Consider the following 17,494-nt stretch of genomic DNA (forward strand, 5'->3'; position numbering starts at 1 on the left):
CACACGCCATCGGCGCCCGACGGGCGCCGGTCATGGAAACCTGTCGGAAAGGCTACTTCACCACAGGTTGGACGCCCGGGGCCTTCCACCGGTTTGTCCCGACTGGACAACTAGACCGGTTCGAGACCTCTCGCGGGGCGAAAAGGGGCGCCACGGCCCCGTCCACGGGCCTTGCGGGCCCTGCTCAGCGGGGCATCAGCATGGCGGCGAGGCCGTCGCTGGCCGCCGCGCCCGCGAGGGAGAGTTCGATCACGTTGGTGGCGACCACGTGCTGGGGGCTGAGGCGGGCGAACTCCAGGACGTGCGGCTGCTGCTCGTGCTCCTCCTGCGCCAGCTCGTCGCGGTACATCGCGTAGACGATGCGCTGGAGCGGCGCGCTGGGCACCGTGTGGCAGGCGAACAGCAGGGTGTCCGGCTCGCTGTGGGAGACCTGGGCGACGAGGGCGTCGGCGATGCGGTCGAAACCCGGGCCCTGGCCGTCGGCGAGCGTGTAGATGGTGATGACGCCGCGCAGTTTGCTGGGCGGCGCCTGGCGGACCGGCGGACCGTCGTAGTAGTCGTCGTAGGGGTCGGCTTGGCGACGCTTGCGGCGCACGGGCTCCTCCGGGAGTTCGTCGTCGGGGTCCGCGCCCCCGTCGTCGTAGTCGTCGTAGTAGTCGTCATCGTCGTAGGGGTCGCGGCGCGGGCGCGCGGCCATGGCGACGGCCCCCCACAGCGCGGCGACGGAGCCGAGCATCAGCAGCGGCCCCCCGAAGCCGAGTCCGAAGCGGCCGACCACGACGGAGAGCAGCGCGGCCAAGCCGACCAGCCCCAGCACCGTCAGGTCGGTGCTGCGGTGGTCGGAGGCGCGCCGGGCGACCGCGACGAGCGCCGTGACGAGGAAGACCGCGACGAGGACCTGCGCGAGGTTGACGAGCGAGCGCGGGATGAGGTCGTAGTGGTCGCCCATGGCGGGGTAGGAGGCGTCGAAACGGGTGCCCACCCGGTCGACGGACAGCACCACCAGGGGGACGATGGTGAACGCGCTGAGGAACAGCCGCGAGGTGAACCGGCCGCGGGGCGAGCGGACGCCGTACTCCAGCGCGCCCCAGGCCATGTAGAGCGGGCCCAGGAGGCTGATGCCGATATGCAGCAGCCGGAAGGTGATCCCGCCGAAGTCGAACATCGCGCCGATCACGGCCGCGCTGAGGCCGACCGTCGTACCCAGTGCGGCGACGAGCCATCCGACCGTGGCCACACTGGGACGGCGCTGGGCGTACGCGGCGAGCGCGGCGGTGGCGCCCCAGCCCACCAACGCGCTTATGAATGCCAGTCCTACCGTCACCATCCCGACAATGATGCTGCACGTTAGCGGGTGGATGTGCACTAGATGCAGATTCGGGGGGCCAGTGCGGGCGGCGATCCCGCAGAGTGGAGGCCACAACGGGGATTTACACTGTGATCTTCATCACCGGGTTTGCCGCCGCATCCCAGGGGCCCCACCCTGCCCGCGGGTGGCCGTAGGCTCGCACTACGCGGGGAGCGCCGCCCCGACACCGAAGGGCCGCTTCCCCCACCCAAGCCAGGAGAGAACCGTGTCACACGACGCCGTGTCCCCGAACGCGCGCGGGGCCGCCTTCTTCGACGTGGACAACACCCTGATGCGGGGTGCGTCGATCTACCACTTCGCCCGGGGCCTGGCCTCCCGGGACCTGTTCACCACCCGCGACCTGATGCGGTTCGCGTGGGGGCAGACGGTGTTCCGGGTGACCGGCAGCGAGCAGCCCGAGCACATCAACGCCGCGCGTGAGGCCGCGCTGGCGTTCGTGGCCGGACACGACGTGAACGATCTGGTGGCGCTCTGCGAGGAGATCTACGACGACACCATGGCCGACAGGATCTGGGAGGGCACCCGGGCGCTCGTCCAGGGGCACCTGGACGCCGGGCGGCCGGTGTGGCTGGTGACCGCGACGCCGGTGGAGCTGGCCCAGATCATCCGGCGGCGGCTGGGCCTGACCGGTGCTCTGGGCACCGAGGCCGAGTGCGTCGACGGGGTGTACACGGGACGGTTGAACGGGGACCTGCTGCACGGTCCGGCCAAGGCCGTGGCGGTGCGCGCCCTCGCCCACAGGGAGGGGTGGGACCTGGCGTCCTGCTCCGCCTACAGCGACTCCTCCAACGACCTGCCGCTGCTGTCCCTGGTGGGGCGTCCGCACGCGGTCAACCCGGACACCGACCTGCGCAGGTACGCCCGCACGCACGGGTGGCCGGTGCACGACTTCCGGCGGCACCGGAACGCGCTGCGGGTGGCCGTCCCGGCCGCCGTGGGCGCGGTCGCCGGTGCCGTGGCGCTGCGCGCGGTCAGACAGAGACGGACCGGCTGAACCGGGCCGGAAGGGCTGGACACCGGAACCGAACGGCCGGGGCGCCCGGTCGGGTCGGGTGACCGCACGGGCGGGGCGCCAGTGCCGTCGAGGGGCCGCCACATGGGGCGGGCCCGGGACCGGGGTTGTCCACAGGCCACGCGCGGGCGTGGCGCCGGCGGGCGACCGCCTGATGGAATGGATCAAGGGGCCCAGGGGCCCGGAACGCCTCATGCTGCCCGCAAAGCCCTCAGATGCGCTTTCCGGGCGTTTTGCACTGTGGGCCGCACCCAGGGCCGACCGGAGACCCCTCAGCGTCCCAGCGTGGCCCTGGCGAGGGCGAGCACGTGGACGGGCCGCAGACCGCCTCCGCGCGAGGACGTACCGCGGCGGCTGCCCGCGTAGGTCTCGAAGGCCTCCACCGAGCTGTAGGCGGGCGACCAGTCCAGCACCCGCTCCAGGGAGTCGGTGCGCATACCCGAGGTGTTGAGGCCCGCGCGCACGGCGCGGGAGGTGCTGGAGCTCGCGTAGTCGATCCGGCCGTGCTTGGCCAGGCCGCGCAGCACCCGCAGGCCGCGCGCCGGGACGGGGAGCCGCTGGCCGCCGACGCGGCGCAGGCAGTGCGAGAGGCGGACCGAGTCCTCGCCCGCCACGTCGAAGAACCCGGTGCCGTCGCTGAGCGCCATGCGCACCAGCGCCTCGGCGCCGTCGTCCTCGTGCAGGAACTGCACGTCGGGGTCGCTGCCGAGCACGGTGGGCACGAACCGCGAGTCCAGGTAACGCGTGAGCGGGGTGCTCACGGAGGGGCCGATGAGGTTGGCGAACCGCAGAACGGCCACCGACAGGTCGGGGCGGCGGCGCTGGAGGCCGCGGGTGTGCCGCTCGACCTCGGCCGCGTCGTCGGCGTCCAGGGTGGCGCTGGACCGCACCACCAGGCGCCGGACGGTGGTGGAGCGCTGGGCCGCGCCGAGCACCCGCATGGTGCCCAGGACGTTGTCCTCGCGGTTGGGACGGCCCGCGGTGTCCAGGCCCAGGTGCAGGACGAGTTCGGCGCCGGAGTCGGCGACGATCCTGTCCAGGCTCCCGTCGTGCAGGTCGACATGGGCGTACTCGACCCCCGGCGTGTCCGTGGGCGGCGGCGAGGAGTCGGCGCCGATCACCCGGCGGACCCCGGGCTCCTCGCTCAGGGTCTGCGCGACCCTGGCGGCCAGGGGTGTGGAAACCCCGGTGACGAGTACGACACGAACCATGGCGACACGTTCCTTGGGAGGAGACGGGAGCTGTTCCGGCAGGCCCGCGGACCGTTCACCCCCGGGGGTGAACCGGCGACCGCGACCCGTGAGACACAACAGCGCCTCACCCAGAAAATTCCATTGCTCCGGCAAAGGCCGGGCAAGGACGGCGGTGTCTCCGCGTCCGGGGCGTGCCTGGAGCGCGCCCGCGCCCGCGGAGAGACGACGTTCGCCGCTACCGGTCCTACTTCTTGTTGCGACGCGCGACACGCGTGCGCTTGAGCAGCTTGCGGTGCTTCTTCTTCGCCATCCGCTTGCGGCGCTTCTTGATGACGGAACCCATGGGATCACCTTCTCGCTGACGGAGGTTACGGACATGCCGCACCGCTGGGCGGTGGAAACCGGCAAGGGGCTCGGATGCGGTCACCGGAGCCGTTCGGACACCGGCGTGCCCGGGCCCGGATCGGCCGGTGCGACCGGGGTGGTGTCCCCCGGGTCCGGCGCTGGAGAGCGCGCACCTACCGCACCCGAAGGCCCAGCTTACCGTTACGGGTGCGCGCTCCGGGTCACGCCCCGGGAAGTGCGGGCTCGTCCTTGTAGAGGACGGCGGCGGGTTCCGCGTAGCTGACGCTGGTCAGCCGCTGGTCGCTGAAGGTCAGCGACGTCACGCTCGCCAGGTTGCACTCGCGCAGGTCGGGACGGTGCCAGAGGCGTTTGCCCTCGGCCGCGCGGCGGGTCATCCAGATCGGCAGCTGGTGGCTGACGCACACGGCCTCGCGGCCCCACGCCGCCCGGCGGGCGATCTTGACGGCCTCCACCATGCGCGTGACGATCTCGGAGTAGGGCTCGCCCCAGGACGGCAGGAACGGGTTGTACACCCGGCTGAACACGCGGGGATCGCGCACCGACCGCCGCGACAGGCTCATCCCCTCGAACTTGTTGGCCGCCTCGATGAGCCGGTCGTCCAGGGTGACGGGCAGGTCCGTCGCCTTCTGGAGGGGTACGGCGGTCTCCTGGGTGCGGTCCAGCGGCGAGGAGAACAGCGCCGCGATGTCGTGGCCCTCGAACCACTCCGCGGTCATCTCCGCCATCCGCTGGCCCCGGTCGCTGAGGTGGAAGCCGGGGAGCCTTCCGTAGAGCACCTTGCCGGGGTTGTACACCTCTCCGTGTCGCAGCAGGTGCACGACGGTGGTCGTCGTCATCGTGAGTGTCTTTCCTTCGGGGTCGTGGGCGTCGGGGCTGTACCGGCCCTGGGCGTCAGCCCTGGGCCTCGGCCGCGGCGCGGGCCGCCCTGGGCAGCGCCGAGACCACCCGGTCCACGGCGGCGTCGTCGTGCGCGGCGGAGAAGAACCAGGCCTCGAAGGCGGCGGGCGGCAGGTACACGCCCTGGTCGAGCATGGCGTGGAAGAACGCGGAGAAGACCGCGGTGTCGGTGGTGCGCGCGGTGTCGAAGTCGACGGCCTCCTGGCCGGTGAAGAACACCGTGAAGAGGTTGCCGCCGTTCTGGAGCCGGTGGACGACCCCGGCCTCGCCGAGCGCCTTGGAGACCTCGGCCGCCACCCGGGCGGAGACCTCGTCGATGCGGGCGTAGACCTCGGGGGTGGCCCCCCGCAGTGTGGCCAGGCCGGCGGCGGTGGCAAGCGGGTTCCCGGACAGGGTGCCCGCCTGGTAGACGGGACCGTTCGGCGCGAGGCGGTCCATGATCTCGGCGCGTCCGCCGAACGCGGCGGCGGGCAGGCCGCCGCCCATGACCTTGCCGAAGGTCATGAGGTCGGGGGCGACGCCCTCCAGGCCGAACCAGCCCGAGGCGCTGACGCGGAAGCCGGTGAGGACCTCGTCGAGGATGAGGAGGGCGCCGTTGGCGTGCGCGATCTCCTTGATCCGGGCGTTGAACCCGTCCCGGGGTGCGACGACGCCCATGTTGGCGGGGCAGGCCTCGGCGATCACGCAGGCGATCTCGTCGCCGTGCTCGGCGAAGGCTCGCTCGACGGCCTCGGGGTCGTTGTAGGGCAGCACGAGGGTGTCGGCGGCGCTGGCCCCGGTCACGCCCGGGGAGTCGGGCAGGGCGAAGGTGGCCAGGCCCGAACCGGCGGAGGCCAGGAGGGCGTCGACGTGGCCGTGGTAGTTGCCCGCGAACTTGACGATCTTGCTGCGCCCGGTGAAGCCGCGCGCGAGGCGGATCGCGGACATGGTGGCCTCGGTGCCGGAGTTGACGAGGCGGACCTTCTCCACCGGGGTGCGCTCGACGATCAGCTCGGCCAGCTCGACCTCGCCGGGGGTCGGCGCGCCGTAGGAGGTCCCGGCGTCGACCGCGCCGTGGAGGGCCTCGACGACGGCGGGGGCCGCGTGGCCGAGGATCAACGGCCCCCACGAGCACACGAGGTCGACGTACTGGCGGCCGTCGGCGTCGGTGAGGTAGGGGCCCTCACCCTTGACGAAGAAGGGCGGGGTGCCGCCGACGGCGCCGAAGGCGCGGACGGGGGAGTTCACGCCACCCGGCACGACGGCGGAGGCACGCTGGAAAAGCTCTGCTGAAGTCTGTTGAGTACCCACCTCACCAGTGTGTCAGCTGTGTCCGGTACCAGGACCATGACCCGCCCCGCGTCGGCCGAGGACCCGGCGTCGGCGCCTGGACCGGTGTCGGGGTCAGGGGCGGATCAGAGCATGGACCAGCTGGTGGATCCGTGTGCTGGGGTCGCCCGTCGGCGGCAGGCGCTCGGCGCGCTCGCAGGCCTCCTGGAGGCCGTGGGCGAAGTCCTCGAAGCGGGTCCCGCCCTTGTTCCACCTCGGCGGGAGCGCCCTGAGCTCCTTCTCGGCCCTGGCCCCGGTGACGAGTGCGGACCGGTGGTCCCTGAGGTGGAGGATGAGCCAGGTCTCGAAGGTGGGGGTGGAGGGAGCGGCCTCGATCCCCTCCCGCGCGGCGGACGCCACGAGCGCGGCGACGTCCTCTCCGTCGGTGTCGAACACCGCCCAGCGCTCGGTGTAGTCGTCCCGCTCCGCCTCGGCCGCGCTCCTGACCACGATCTCGCGCTGGGGATGTTTGGCCTTGCGGGCGTGAACGGTGTGCAGGCGCACGTCCGGGTGCTTCTTCATCGTGTCGAAGTAGCGCTTCTCGGTCTCGCCCTCGCAGACCACGAGGTAGACGCGCCTCTCCTCGCGGTGCGGCCTGCGGCGGTCGAGACTCGTCTCCCTCCGCTCCCTCTTGCGCCTCTTGCTCACGGGGCGGCTTCCTCCGACTCCCGTGACTGCTCGCGCCGGTGCAGGGCGTCCCGGAACAGTTCGTCGTCCACGTCCGGAACCGCGCCGTAGCGGCCCGTGAGGTAGCGCCGGGCGCGGTTGTCGTCCCCCCGGGGCTTGAAGTCGCTGAGCGGATAGAGCGAGGTCCGTCCACGGTCGTCCTTGTCCACGAACCAGATGTGGTCGCGTTTGAGGACCTCCTCACCGCGTACGCGTCCGAGCAGGGCCGCGTCGTGGCTGGTGAAGATCAGTTGGGCGCCCTTGGGGTTGTGTTCTTCATCCTGGAAGAGGGAGATGACCTTGGCGGAGAGGTAGGGGTGGAGGCTGGCGTCGATCTCGTCGACCACGAGGACACCGCCTGCTTCCAGGGCGCGTTGGGCGTCGAAGCCGATCGTGGTGAACGCTCGGGTGCCCAGTGACTCCTCCTCCCACAGGAGCGGGGTCGCGGACTCGTCTCCTCGGTGGTGGAAGAGGAGCGTGGTGCGTTCGCGGATCAGGTCTGCGAGGAGCGCCACATAGGACGACTTACCGCTGCCCGTCGCGAGGTGGACGACACCGGATCCGCGGTCGTCCCGCCGCTCCTGTGAGGACTGCTTCCTAGCCCACAGACGGGGCCATTCCCCTGCGGCCAGCACTGCTTTGGAGGTTGCCGTCCCGGGCCCGGAACCGGAACCCTGCTCATGCAGTTCCACGGCCTCGATGCCGGTGTCAGCGGACTTCAGCAGGCGACCGAGAGCGGTCATGCGCTCCTCGGAGGCCGCTCCTCCACGCAACCAGGCCGGGTGGTCCGGGCTGCGTTCAGTGGCGGACACCAGGCCCTCGGAGAACCAGCGGTAGACCGGTTCCACCTCCGCGTTCGAGGCGCGGGCGGCGACGGTGAGGAAGAGGACGTTCCGACCGGTGATCTCCTTGACCTGGCGCAGTTTCCCCGAGGTCTGGTCACCGAAGGAGAACTCCTCCCCCTCACGCTCGAACACGACGCGTCTGCGCTGTCTGGGGTAGCTGTACAACCACTCCTCCACGACCCGCTCGTCATCGACCCCGAATCCGTAGGTGTGGCGGACACCGTCGATCACGAGGTCGACCACGAACGTGGAGGGCTCCTCCCGGGCGTCCGCGCTCAACTTGAAGGGGTGGCGCTGGATTCCGCTCCCCGGCTCGTTGTGGCTCATCGACCACCGGACGGTGTCCCGCATGAAGGAGAGCGCGTCCAGCAGGTTCGACTTGCCCGAGGCGTTGGCCCCGAAGACCCCCGCGACCGTGGTGGCCTCCCAGCCGGCCTCCTGCGGGCGGGCGTCGTCGTAGACGGGAGTGAGCAGGAGCTGTTGCTCCTCCCGGATGGACTTGTGGTTCTCGACGCGGAAACCCAGCAGCATCGCGGCACTCTCCCCGGAAGTTGAGCGGCTTCACCGCGTTTCGCGCGGGAAAACCACACACGACAAGCATGCCATGAGGCCCTGCCCCGCACACGCGTGTGCCCCGCCCCCGGGGACAGGGACGGGGCACACGGAAGCTGGCTCAGTGCCGGGCGGCGTAACCGTCCCGGGCGGGGGCGTCGGGCGGGGGCGGCGCGCCCGCGTCCGAGGCGGCCGGGGTGTCCGGCCGCTCGGCGCGCACCAGCGGGCGCAGGCGGTCGTTGCGGGCGATCAGCTCCACGAGGGCGGTCATCGGGCGGGAGGCGGCCAGGGAGACCAGGGCCGCGACGGTGGCGCCGACGAGGAGGCCGACCGTGACGTCGTGCGGGTAGTGGGCGCCGACGAAGACCCGGGAGAAGGCCTCCAGGACGGCGAGCAGCACGGCGAGGACGGCGATGCGGCGCCAGGCCAGGATGAGCGCCGCGGCGGCGGCGCCCGCGATCGCGGCGTGGTTGCTCGGGAAGGACCAGTCGCCGAGCGGGTCGCAGGTGGCGATCGTGGTCAGGTCGGTCATGGCCTGGCAGGGGCGCATCTGCTCGAAGAACGTCTTCACCGTGCGGCTGACCGTGTAGGCGACGACGGTGGCGACGGGAGCGAACAGGGCCAGGCCGACCAGGCGGGAGTCCACGGAGCGGGCGCGCCACCAGGCGGCGAGGAAGAGGACGGCGAACACTCCGAGGAAGAGGTCGGTGCCCACGTAGGCGACGCTCTGCACCCAGGGGTCCAGGTCCGCCGTGAACTCGATCAGGGCCCGGGACCAGGCAGCGCTGACGGCGAGGATCTCAGAGACCATCTCTCTCCATTGGGTCGTTCAGGGGGGAGGGTCGCGCGCAGGGGGGAGGTTCTGGGCGACGCCCCGTCCGAAGGTGACGGGGATCCCATGATTCGGTGACAGGAAAGGCTTCATCCTGTCATCAACCGGGGCTTTCCGGGCCCGCGAAACGGCCGTATCGACGAAAGAGACGGAGGGCACCGACGAAGGAGACGCCGTGCCGCCCGAGAGGTCTGGCGTACCGATGAGTAGCTTGGGGGTGTCCACCCTCCCGGCGGCACCTATCCGCCCTCCCGAGACGGAGCCCCGATGACCTCGCACTTCACCACCGCGGACCTCATCGACGACCACGGCGACACCCTGCGCAGCTGCTCCACGCAGTTCCGCCAGTTCGGGGGGCGCGCGGTGTTCTCCGGCCGGATCCGCACCGTCCGCTGCCACGAGGACAACGGCCTCGTCAAGCAGGTCCTCAACACCCCGGGCGACGGCGCGGTCCTGGTGGTGGACGGCGGCGGCTCGCTGCGGTCGGCCCTGATGGGCGACATGATCGCCGAGGCGGCCGTGGCCAACGGCTGGGCCGGAACCGTGATCTTCGGCGCGGTCCGCGACACCCGCGCCCTGGGCGGGCTGGACCTGGGCGTGAAGGCGCTGGGCTCCAACCCCCGCAAGTCCCTCAAGGACGCCGCCGGTCGCCTTGACGTGCCCGTGACCTTCGGCGACGTCACGTTCGTACCGGGAGAGTGGCTCTACAGCGACGAGGACGGCGTGGTGGTGAACGCCGAGGAGATCGGGCTCTGACGCGGGGCCAAGCGGAGGAGAACGGAGGAGGTCGCGGGGATGACCTCCCCGGCGACATCCCCGGAGCCTCCCCAGTGCGCCTCCGGCACCTCCCGCCGAACCCTCGGACACCCCCGCGGGCTCCGAGGCCTTCCGCGTGCCCGGCCGCACCCGCCCCTGCCCGCCCTGCGCCTCAGGCCCGACCGCGCAGGAGCGGAAGCACCACGGCCGCGCACATCGCGGGGAGCAGCAGCAGCGGGACGAGGAGCCACGCCAGCGTGTGGTCGACGAACAGGACGACCGCCGCCTGCGCCGAACCGACCAGCACGAACCCGGTTCTCATGAGGCGGTGCGCGGCCGACCACCAGCGGACGAGGGGCCTGTCGTGGTCCGCCCCGGGCTCCGGCGCGGGCAGGACGACACCGACACCGACCAGGAACAGGCCGGTCGCCACGCCCAGCACCCGGCTGATCGGGAGGTCCCACCCGGCCTGGCCCAGGACGAGCACTCCGTGCGTCACGAGCAGGAACAGGGACAGCAGGCCCAGGAGGGCGCTCATGCCCCGCGCGGCGTTCCGTGCCTTCGGCGCCGCCGGTAGACCCAGCGCGTCCTGGAGGCCGTTCTGGAGACGGGTTCCGAAGACCACCGCGGCCGACAGCACGACCGCCAGGAGGCCGGTCGTCAGGGGCAGGGCCAGCGCGAGCACCGCCCGGGGGACCGTGTCGGGGGTGCCGTCCAGGTTGGTCCGTCCGCTGAGCACCGTCCCCGGCAGATCGGGCCAGGCCGTCCAGGAGACGAGGGCCATGAGGACGACCGAGGCCGCCGTGACGAGAATTCCCGCGAGGGGAATGCGGGGCCTTTCCACATTCTCCTCCACCGGGTTGTCCGTGCCGTTCATTCCGTTTCTTCCTCTCCCTCGCCGTTCTCGTGGCACAACAGTAGGAAAAGGAGTTTCGGAACCGCATCGACCGCGAGGCACGGTGCGGTCACTCGGTTCGCGGACACCGGACATGCCTGAGGTCATGGCGCGAACATGCCACTGACCATGACCTCCTCCGGCGGTCCGCGCGGAACCGTTCCGACTACGCTCGGAAGAATGCGCACCCCCGGCTCCCCGACCGACCCGTCCTCCTGGGTCACGCTGCACGAGAACCGTCCGCCCCGCGTTCTGGAACTGCTGTTCTGGGGCGCGGTGGCACTCACCCTCGGCCTTTACGCGCTGCTGTTCCTGAGCGGCCAGATGCGTTTCCACGGCGGCGACCCGGTCGCCAACACCGCCGTGCTCGTCAGCGTCGGCGTCCTGCTGCTCTGCTGCGCGCTGTGGCCGTTCCTGGCGTGGTCCCCGGTGTCCCCGTGGCCGCGCAGGGCCGTCAGCGCCGTCTTCCTCGCCCTCACCGTGCTCTGCATGCTCAGCAGCAACCACACGACCTTCCTGCTGTTGTGCGTGGGCACCATGAACGCGGTGGCCGTGTTCGGGCTTCCGGGCGGCGTCGGCTACGGCTCCGCCGTGCTCGTGTTCAGCGTCGGTCTGACCCTGGTGGTCCCCGACCTGCCGTTCGCGGTGGGGCTGTTCGCCGGGGTGATCCTGCTGTTCATCGTGGCGGCGTCGGGAACGGTGTTCCTCGGCCTGACCGTGGCCGCGCGGCGGGCCGAGCACACACGGGAGCTCCTGGCCGCGCTGGAGGAGGCCCACGGGGAGCTGCGACGCCGCTCCGATCGCATCCGCGAGCTCACCGTGGCGGAGGAGCGCGCCCGCATGTCCCGGGAGATGCACGACAGCACCGGCCACTACCTGACCGCGCTCACCATGTCGCTGTCGAACGCGCTGCGCTTTCGCACCGCACGGCCCGACTCGGCGTGGGAGGAGGTGCGACAGGCCCGCGAACTCGCCCGGGAGGCGCTCACCGACACCCGGCGCTGGGTGCGCGCGCTGCGCCCCCTGGGGTTGGAGGGGCGCGCGGGGCTGGCCGCGATGCGGGCGATGGCGGCCTCCTTCGACGGCGGGGGCGTCCGGATCAGGTTCGCCGTCACCGGCGACGGGGTCTGGCCCGACCTGTCGGAGGAGGCCGAGCTGGTCTGCTACCGGGCGCTCCAGGAGGGCCTGACCAACGCCATGCGCCACTCGGGCGCCGACCTGATCGAGGTGGAGGTGCTGACCCGCGCCGAGGGGGTCGCGGTCACGGTGACCGACAACGGCGGCGGCGCGGGGAAGGAGGCGGTGCGCGCGGGGTTCGGGCTGCGGGGTCTGTCCGAACGGGTCGCGGCCGTCGGCGGGACGATGCTCAGCGGCAACGTGTGCGCGGCCGACCGGGCGCGGGAGGCCGCGACACCGGGGAGCACGCCCCCGGCGGATACCCTCGGCTTCCGGCTCCGCGCGGAGGTCCCCGCGCGCGCCGGTACGCGGGAGACTGTTCCCGGCACGGCGGGGGGCACCACATGACCACTGTTTCGGTCCTGATCGTCGACGACCAGATCCTGATGCGGCAGGGCCTGCGCAAACTGCTGGAGATCGAGGAGGGCGTCGACGTCGTCGGCGACGCCGCGGACGGCGTCGAGGCCCTGGAGTTCCTCTCGGCCGCCGACCCGCTCCCGGACGTGGCCCTGGTGGACGCCCGCATGCCGCGCATGGACGGGGTGGCCCTCATCGGGCGGATGCGCGCGGAGTACCCGGACGTGCCCGCCCTGGTGCTGACCACGTTCGACGACGACGAACTGGTCTTCGGCGGTCTGCGGGCCGGAGCGCGCGGCTACCTGCTCAAGGACGTGCCGCCGGAGGAACTGGTGGCGGCGATCCGCCGCGTCGCCCGGGGTGAGACCGTTCTCGGCGGTCCGGCGGCCGAGCTCCTGGTCGCCGCGCTCGGCGAAGGCCCCTCCACCGTCCCCGCGGCGGACCCGCCCCGCCCGCCAGGGCACGGGGAGGCGCCCCGGTTGTCGGAGCGCGAGGAGGAGGTGGCCCGCCTCGTCGGCACGGGCGCCACCAACCGGGAGGTCGCGCGTGCCCTGTTCATCACCGAGGGCACCGCCAAGAACCACGTCACGAGCATCCTGCGCAAGCTGGGGCTGCGCGACCGCACCCGGCTCGCCCTGTGGGTACGGGAGCGCCGGGGCGGCTAGGGCCCGTTCCCGAACGCCGAACGGACCCGGTCCCTTGAAGGCCCTCCGACGCGTGCGCCGGGCGCGGCCCGGACGTGGAGCGCCCCTCGCGGGCGCGGAAGGCCGCCGGAACGCTGTCCGCGCTCGTCCTCCGGCGAAGTGACCGGCGGTCCGGCCGTGACCCCACCCCCAGAACCGGTATAGTATGGCCGGTATAGTTATTGGTTGCGTGAGAGGCCGCCGCATGATCGAGATCCTGAAACCCGCCGAACTCGCCCGAGCCAAGGACGCGGGCGCCCTGGTCGCCCACATCCTCCGGACGGCACGGAGCCGCGCCACGGTCGGCACCAACCTCCTGGACATCGACCGGTGGGCCCGGGAGATGATCGCCGAGGCCGGAGCGCAGTCCTGCTACGTCGACTACGCGCCGTCCTTCGGGCGCGGGCCGTTCGGCCACTACATCTGCACGGCCGTCAACGACGCCGTGCTCCACGGACTGCCCCACGACTACGCGCTCGCCGACGGCGACCTGCTCACACTCGACCTCGCCGTCTCCCTGGGCGGGGTCGCCGCGGACTCCGCCGTCAGCTTCGTCGTGGGTGAGTCGAGGCCCGCCGAGAGCGTCGCGATGATCCGTGCGACCGAACGCGCGCTGGAGGCGGGGATCGCCGCCGCCCGGCCCGGGGCCCGCGTCGGCGACATCTCCCACGCCATCGGCTCGGTCCTCAGCGCGGCGGGGTACCCGATCAACACCGAGTTCGGCGGTCACGGCATCGGGTCGACGATGCACCAGGACCCGCACGTGGCCAACACCGGACAGCCCGGACGCGGCTACAAGCTGCGCCCCGGCCTGATGCTCGCCCTGGAGCCGTGGGTCATGGCGGACACCGACGAGCTGGTCACCGACGCCGACGGGTGGACGCTGCGCAGCGCGACGGGCTGCCGGACGGCGCACAGCGAGCACACGATCGCCATCACCCACGAGGGGGCCGAGATCCTCACCCTGCCCAGGTAGGAGTCCGACCGCCGCTCGCTCGCCCGAGCGGTACCGCCACCGGTACGCCCGGCGCGCCCCGGGGTCAGGCGGGGAACTCCTCGCTCGCGTCGGCGAGGATGTCGAGCACCACGATCGGGTCGGGCAGCACCACGGCCCCGTCCTCGGCGCGCGGCGGGCGGATCCAGGTGACCCGGTCGCCGGAGGGCAGCAGCGAGGGGGCTCCGAGCACGAAGCTGTCCCGGCAGTGCCAGCGCAGCCCCGGCATCTCCTCCACGGCCTCGGGCACGCAGTCCAGGTGGCAGGACCACCACTCGTCCTCGTCCACCGGCGAACGGGTGGCCACGAAGAACAGGTAGCGCGAGGACTCCACCGCCGCGACCGGGCCCGCGGGAACGCCCGAGCGGCCCATGCGCGCCAGCGCCATCACACCCGCCTCACGGGGGACGTCGAACACGTCGAAGACCCGCCCCGTGGGCAGGATGATGTTCGCGTCGGGGGTGGCCGTCCACCACCGCCGGATGGTGTCGGTGTCGGTGCTGGCCTCCACGCCCCAGGCCATCGTCACCGGGTGCGCCGCCGGGTCCGGGCAGCCCATCCGGTCGCAGCTGCACGCGCGGTCCTGCCCCGGTGAGGTGCCGCGCGCCACCGGCCAGCCCAGCTCGGCGTAGCCCAGAGCGGCGTCCAGCATGCTGGCCGCCGCATGGCGGCGCTTACGTCGGTACAGAACCTCGGCCATGGAGCCTCCCCGGTGTTCGCTCGTGTTCCAGGCGCGGCCTCGCCGTCGTGGGAGGCCCGGGGACCGCGACCGGGGCGAGGGGCCTGGTCGCGCTACCGCAGCAGGCGGGCGGCCTCGGTCGCCCAGTAGGTGAGGATCTGCTCGGCCCCGGCCCTGCGGTAGGAGGTCAGTGTCTCCACGATGGCCCGCTCGCGGTCGATCCAGCCCCGCTCCGCGGCCGCCTCGATCATCGCGTACTCGCCGCTGACCTGGTAGGCCGACACGGGTACCGGGGAGGCCTCGGCCACCTTGGCCACGATGTCGAGGTAGGCCAGGCCGGGTTTGACCATCACCATGTCCGCGCCCTCGGCGACGTCCAGTGCCACCTCGCGCAGCGCCTCGCGCGCGTTGGCGGGGTCCTGCTGGTAGCCGGAGCGGTCGCCGAACTGCGGCGCGCCCTCCGCGGCCTCGCGGAAGGGGCCGTAGAACGCCGACGCGTACTTGGCGGCGTAGGCCAGGATGGGCACCTGCTGGTGCCCGGTGCGGTCCAGCCCGGCGCGGATCGCCGCGACCTGGCCGTCCATCATGCCGCTGGGCGCCACCACGGCGGCGCCCGCCTCGGCCTGGGCGGCGGCCACGGACGCGTACCGCTCCAGGGTGAGGTCGTTGTCGACGTGCCCGTCCACCTCCAGCGGGCCGCAGTGGCCGTGGTCGGTGTACTCGCACAGGCACAGGTCGGCCATCACCACGAGGTCGTCGCCGACCTCGGCGGACAGGTCGCGCAGGGCGGCCTGGACGATCCCCTCGGGGTCGTCGGCGGCCGAGCCGTGCGCGTCCTTGTGCGCGGGGATGCCGAACAGCATCAGCCCGCCCACTCCGGCGGCGGCCGCCTCGTGGGCCGCCTTGCGCAGGCTGTCACGCGTGTGCTGCACCTGGCCGGGCATCGAGGAGACGGCGACCGGCTCGGTGATGCCCTCCTTGACGAACATCGGCAGGACGAGGTTCTCGGGGCGGACCCGGGTCTCGGCGACCAGGCGGCGCAGCGCCGGACCGCGGCGCAGGCGGCGCGGCCGGACCACGGGGAAGGCGGCGTCGTTGCTGGAGGCGTTCATCACGGGGCTCCCGGGAAAGGTTCGTGCGTCGGTGGCGGTGTGGTCTCTCAGAGCTTGCGGCGGCGACCGCGTCTCTTCTGACTGGGCTTGAGGACGGGCTTGCCCGCCTCGACCGCCTCGCGCCTCTTCTCGGCACCGTACTCCGAAAGGGCCTGTGCGAGGGCGGAAACCGAGGCTTTGGGCGCCACGACGTCGACGCGCAGGCCGAACTCGATCGCGGTCCTCTCCGTCTCGGGACCGATGACGGCGATGACGGTGGTGTTGTGCGGCTTGCCCGCGATCCCCACCAGGTTGCGCACCGTGGAGGAGGACGTGAACAGCACCGCGTCGAAGCCGCCGCCCTTGATCGCCTCCCGGACGGGCGCGGGCGGGGGCGCGGCGCGCACGGTGCGGTAGGCGGTGACGTCGTCGACCTCCCAGCCGAGCTTGTCCAGCCCGGCGGACAGGGTCTCGGTGGCGATGTCGGCGCGCGGCAGCAGGACCCGCTCGATCGGGTCGATCTCGGCGTCGTAGGGCGGCCACACCGAGACCAGGCCCGAGCTGGACTGCTCCTCCTCGGGCGGGGCCAGGTCGGGCTGGATGCCGAACTCGCGCACGGCGCGCGCGGTGGCCTCGCCGACGACGGCGACCTTGACCCCGGCGAACGCGCGCGCGTCCAGGCCGTAGGACTCCAGGCGCTCCCGGATGGCGCGGACCGCGTTGACGGAGGTGAAGGCCACCCACTGGTAGCGGCCGGTGACCAGGCCGCGGACGGCGCGCTCCATCTGCTGCGGGGTGCGCGGCGGCTCCACGGAGATGGTGGGCACCTCCTCGGGCACCGCGCCGTAGCCGCGCAGCTGGTCGGACAGGGCCGCGGCCTGCTCCTTGGTGCGGGGCACCAGGACGCGCCAGCCGAACAGCGGACGGCTCTCGTACCAGGACAGCTCGGGGTGGCGGCCCGCGGCGGGGCCGACGACCATCAGCGCGGGCGCGGTGACGTGGTGGCCCTTGGCGTCCTTGGACTTGAGGTCGGCGACGAGCCGCCCCAGGGTCGAGGAGACCGTGGTCTGACGGGTGGTGCCGCCCGCGCGCACGACCGCGACCGGGGTCGAGGCGGGCCGCCCTCCGGCGATGAGGGTCTTGCACAGCACGTCGAAGCCGGGTCCCTGGTGCTCGACCGGCTCACCGGCGGGCGCGTCGCCGCCCATGACGACCAGGGTGGCGCCGCTGGCGGCGGCCTCGTGCCAGTCGACCCCTCCCCCGCCGTGCGCGCGGGCGTTGAGCACGCGCACCTCGGGGCTGTCCGCGTCCAGCAGCGGCACGCCCGCGAAGGTCGGCACGGAGGTGATCGCGGAGACGCCGGGGGCGACCTCGACCTCGACCCCGGCCTCGTGGCAGGCGGAGACCAGTTCGGCGCCGCGGCAGCCGAAGAACGGGTCGCCGGAGTAGAGGCGGACCACCCGCTGCCCGTCGCGGGCGCGCGCCACCGCCAGGGCGTTGACGTCGCCGCCGCACTCGCCCGCCTCGATCACGGAGACGTCCTCGGAGCAGTGGGAGAGGAGTTCGGCGCGAAAGCCCGAGAGCTCCTCGGCGGCGGGCTCGCGCAGGGTGATGACCACGTCGGCGTGGCTCAGCAGCTCGGCGCCGCGCAGGGTGAGCAGGTCGGCGCCGCCCGGACCGGAACCGACCAGGGCGACGTGCCCGGCCCGCGCTGCGGCGCGCGGCTCCTCCGGCTGGGGGTTGGCGTTGGCGTTCACGTACTGGCTCCTCTGTGTGGGTCGCCGCGCCCCGGTGTGCGGCGCCGGGGGCGGCGGTACGGCGGG

At 72.5% G+C, this 17,494-nt stretch carries 17 protein-coding genes; 5 read left to right on the top strand and 12 right to left on the bottom strand.

What is annotated here, in order from left to right:
- Positions 1 to 184: 184 nt before the first annotated feature.
- Entirely contained in the window at positions 185 to 1,327 is a 1,143-nt protein-coding gene (locus NDAS_RS21505) for a putative quinol monooxygenase (protein ID WP_013155350.1), read from the bottom strand.
- A 247-nt stretch (positions 1,328 to 1,574) separates the two neighbouring features.
- Here NDAS_RS21505 and NDAS_RS21510 point away from each other — a divergent pair, with 247 nt between their 5' ends.
- Entirely contained in the window at positions 1,575 to 2,363 is a 789-nt protein-coding gene (locus tag NDAS_RS21510; protein WP_013155351.1) for an HAD family hydrolase, read from the top strand.
- Positions 2,364 to 2,653: 290 nt separating this feature from the next.
- On the opposite strand, the gene NDAS_RS21515 is transcribed toward NDAS_RS21510, so the two are convergent.
- From NDAS_RS21515 to NDAS_RS21540, 7 genes are all read right to left on the bottom strand, one after another.
- The gene (locus tag NDAS_RS21515; RefSeq protein WP_013155352.1) at positions 2,654 to 3,592 is read right to left on the bottom strand and encodes an NAD-dependent epimerase/dehydratase family protein; all 939 of its coding nucleotides are present in this window, start codon (positions 3,590 to 3,592) and stop codon (positions 2,654 to 2,656) included.
- A gap of 226 nt (positions 3,593 to 3,818) precedes the next feature.
- Positions 3,819 to 3,917, bottom strand: coding sequence for a 30S ribosomal protein bS22 (locus tag NDAS_RS28380; RefSeq protein WP_013155353.1), 99 nt, complete (start codon positions 3,915 to 3,917; stop codon positions 3,819 to 3,821).
- Positions 3,918 to 4,140: 223 nt separating this feature from the next.
- Positions 4,141 to 4,776 carry a histidine phosphatase family protein gene (locus tag NDAS_RS21520; protein ID WP_013155354.1) on the bottom strand — a complete coding sequence of 212 codons (636 nt, stop codon included), beginning with the start codon at positions 4,774 to 4,776 and terminating at the stop codon, positions 4,141 to 4,143.
- Between the two features lie 55 nt (positions 4,777 to 4,831).
- On the bottom strand, positions 4,832 to 6,127 hold the full coding sequence (gene hemL, locus NDAS_RS21525) for a glutamate-1-semialdehyde 2,1-aminomutase (RefSeq protein WP_013155355.1): 1,296 nt from the start codon (positions 6,125 to 6,127) through the stop codon (positions 4,832 to 4,834).
- 93 nt (positions 6,128 to 6,220) lie between these two features.
- Positions 6,221 to 6,793 carry an RloB family protein gene (locus NDAS_RS21530; RefSeq protein WP_013155356.1) on the bottom strand — a complete coding sequence of 191 codons (573 nt, stop codon included), beginning with the start codon at positions 6,791 to 6,793 and terminating at the stop codon, positions 6,221 to 6,223.
- Positions 6,790 to 8,187: an AAA family ATPase gene (locus NDAS_RS21535; protein ID WP_013155357.1), complete on the bottom strand. Its 1,398-nt coding sequence runs from the start codon at positions 8,185 to 8,187 to the stop codon at positions 6,790 to 6,792. The genes NDAS_RS21530 and NDAS_RS21535 overlap by 4 nt, the downstream gene beginning before the upstream one ends.
- 142 nt (positions 8,188 to 8,329) lie before the next feature.
- Positions 8,330 to 9,019, bottom strand: a complete 690-nt coding sequence (locus tag NDAS_RS21540) for a phosphatase PAP2 family protein (protein WP_013155358.1) — start codon at positions 9,017 to 9,019, stop codon at positions 8,330 to 8,332.
- A 288-nt stretch (positions 9,020 to 9,307) separates the two neighbouring features.
- Between NDAS_RS21540 and rraA the strand changes: the two genes are divergently transcribed.
- Positions 9,308 to 9,796 carry a ribonuclease E activity regulator RraA gene (rraA, locus tag NDAS_RS21545; RefSeq protein WP_013155359.1) on the top strand — a complete coding sequence of 163 codons (489 nt, stop codon included), beginning with the start codon at positions 9,308 to 9,310 and terminating at the stop codon, positions 9,794 to 9,796.
- A 172-nt stretch (positions 9,797 to 9,968) separates the two neighbouring features.
- Here rraA and NDAS_RS21550 read toward each other — a convergent pair whose 3' ends face one another.
- On the bottom strand, positions 9,969 to 10,673 hold the full coding sequence (locus NDAS_RS21550; protein WP_013155360.1) for a hypothetical protein: 705 nt from the start codon (positions 10,671 to 10,673) through the stop codon (positions 9,969 to 9,971).
- 198 nt (positions 10,674 to 10,871) lie between these two features.
- Here NDAS_RS21550 and NDAS_RS21555 point away from each other — a divergent pair, with 198 nt between their 5' ends.
- The 3 genes from NDAS_RS21555 (at position 10,872) to map (ending at position 13,883) form a co-directional block, all read left to right on the top strand.
- Positions 10,872 to 12,215: a sensor histidine kinase gene (locus NDAS_RS21555; protein ID WP_041552918.1), complete on the top strand. Its 1,344-nt coding sequence runs from the start codon at positions 10,872 to 10,874 to the stop codon at positions 12,213 to 12,215.
- Positions 12,212 to 12,889: a response regulator gene (locus NDAS_RS21560; RefSeq protein WP_013155362.1), complete on the top strand. Its 678-nt coding sequence runs from the start codon at positions 12,212 to 12,214 to the stop codon at positions 12,887 to 12,889. Before NDAS_RS21555 ends, NDAS_RS21560 begins: the two co-directional genes overlap by 4 nt.
- A 223-nt stretch (positions 12,890 to 13,112) precedes the next feature.
- Positions 13,113 to 13,883 carry a type I methionyl aminopeptidase gene (gene map / locus NDAS_RS21565; RefSeq protein WP_013155363.1) on the top strand — a complete coding sequence of 257 codons (771 nt, stop codon included), beginning with the start codon at positions 13,113 to 13,115 and terminating at the stop codon, positions 13,881 to 13,883.
- Positions 13,884 to 13,947: 64 nt separating this feature from the next.
- Here map and NDAS_RS21570 read toward each other — a convergent pair whose 3' ends face one another.
- From NDAS_RS21570 to NDAS_RS21580, 3 genes are all read right to left on the bottom strand, one after another.
- Entirely contained in the window at positions 13,948 to 14,601 is a 654-nt protein-coding gene (locus NDAS_RS21570) for a bifunctional DNA primase/polymerase (protein WP_013155364.1), read from the bottom strand.
- Positions 14,602 to 14,693: 92 nt separating this feature from the next.
- Positions 14,694 to 15,692 carry a porphobilinogen synthase gene (gene hemB / locus NDAS_RS21575; RefSeq protein WP_013155365.1) on the bottom strand — a complete coding sequence of 333 codons (999 nt, stop codon included), beginning with the start codon at positions 15,690 to 15,692 and terminating at the stop codon, positions 14,694 to 14,696.
- A gap of 47 nt (positions 15,693 to 15,739) precedes the next feature.
- On the bottom strand, positions 15,740 to 17,428 hold the full coding sequence (locus tag NDAS_RS21580; RefSeq protein ID WP_013155366.1) for a bifunctional uroporphyrinogen-III C-methyltransferase/uroporphyrinogen-III synthase: 1,689 nt from the start codon (positions 17,426 to 17,428) through the stop codon (positions 15,740 to 15,742).
- Between the last annotated feature and the right edge of the window lie 66 nt (positions 17,429 to 17,494).

Origin of the sequence: Nocardiopsis dassonvillei subsp. dassonvillei DSM 43111, from assembly GCF_000092985.1 — a bacterium.
GTDB lineage: Bacteria > Actinomycetota > Actinomycetes > Streptosporangiales > Streptosporangiaceae > Nocardiopsis > Nocardiopsis dassonvillei.

Bases quoted from the DNA above. Each gene is read 5' to 3' on its own strand.
- NDAS_RS21505 (WP_013155350.1), bottom strand. From the start codon at position 1,327: ATGGTGACGGTAGGACTGGCATTCATAAGCGCGTTGGTGGGCTGGGGC.
- NDAS_RS21515 (WP_013155352.1), bottom strand. From the start codon at position 3,592: ATGGTTCGTGTCGTACTCGTCACCGGGGTTTCCACACCCCTGGCCGCC.
- NDAS_RS28380 (WP_013155353.1), bottom strand. From the start codon at position 3,917: ATGGGTTCCGTCATCAAGAAGCGCCGCAAGCGGATGGCGAAGAAGAAG.
- NDAS_RS21520 (WP_013155354.1), bottom strand. From the start codon at position 4,776: ATGACGACGACCACCGTCGTGCACCTGCTGCGACACGGAGAGGTGTAC.
- NDAS_RS21535 (WP_013155357.1), bottom strand. From the start codon at position 8,187: ATGCTGCTGGGTTTCCGCGTCGAGAACCACAAGTCCATCCGGGAGGAG.
- NDAS_RS21540 (WP_013155358.1), bottom strand. From the start codon at position 9,019: ATGGTCTCTGAGATCCTCGCCGTCAGCGCTGCCTGGTCCCGGGCCCTG.
- rraA (WP_013155359.1), top strand. From the start codon at position 9,308: ATGACCTCGCACTTCACCACCGCGGACCTCATCGACGACCACGGCGAC.
- NDAS_RS21550 (WP_013155360.1), bottom strand. From the start codon at position 10,673: ATGAACGGCACGGACAACCCGGTGGAGGAGAATGTGGAAAGGCCCCGC.
- NDAS_RS21555 (WP_041552918.1), top strand. From the start codon at position 10,872: ATGCGCACCCCCGGCTCCCCGACCGACCCGTCCTCCTGGGTCACGCTG.
- NDAS_RS21560 (WP_013155362.1), top strand. From the start codon at position 12,212: ATGACCACTGTTTCGGTCCTGATCGTCGACGACCAGATCCTGATGCGG.
- map (WP_013155363.1), top strand. From the start codon at position 13,113: ATGATCGAGATCCTGAAACCCGCCGAACTCGCCCGAGCCAAGGACGCG.
- NDAS_RS21570 (WP_013155364.1), bottom strand. From the start codon at position 14,601: ATGGCCGAGGTTCTGTACCGACGTAAGCGCCGCCATGCGGCGGCCAGC.
- hemB (WP_013155365.1), bottom strand. From the start codon at position 15,692: ATGAACGCCTCCAGCAACGACGCCGCCTTCCCCGTGGTCCGGCCGCGC.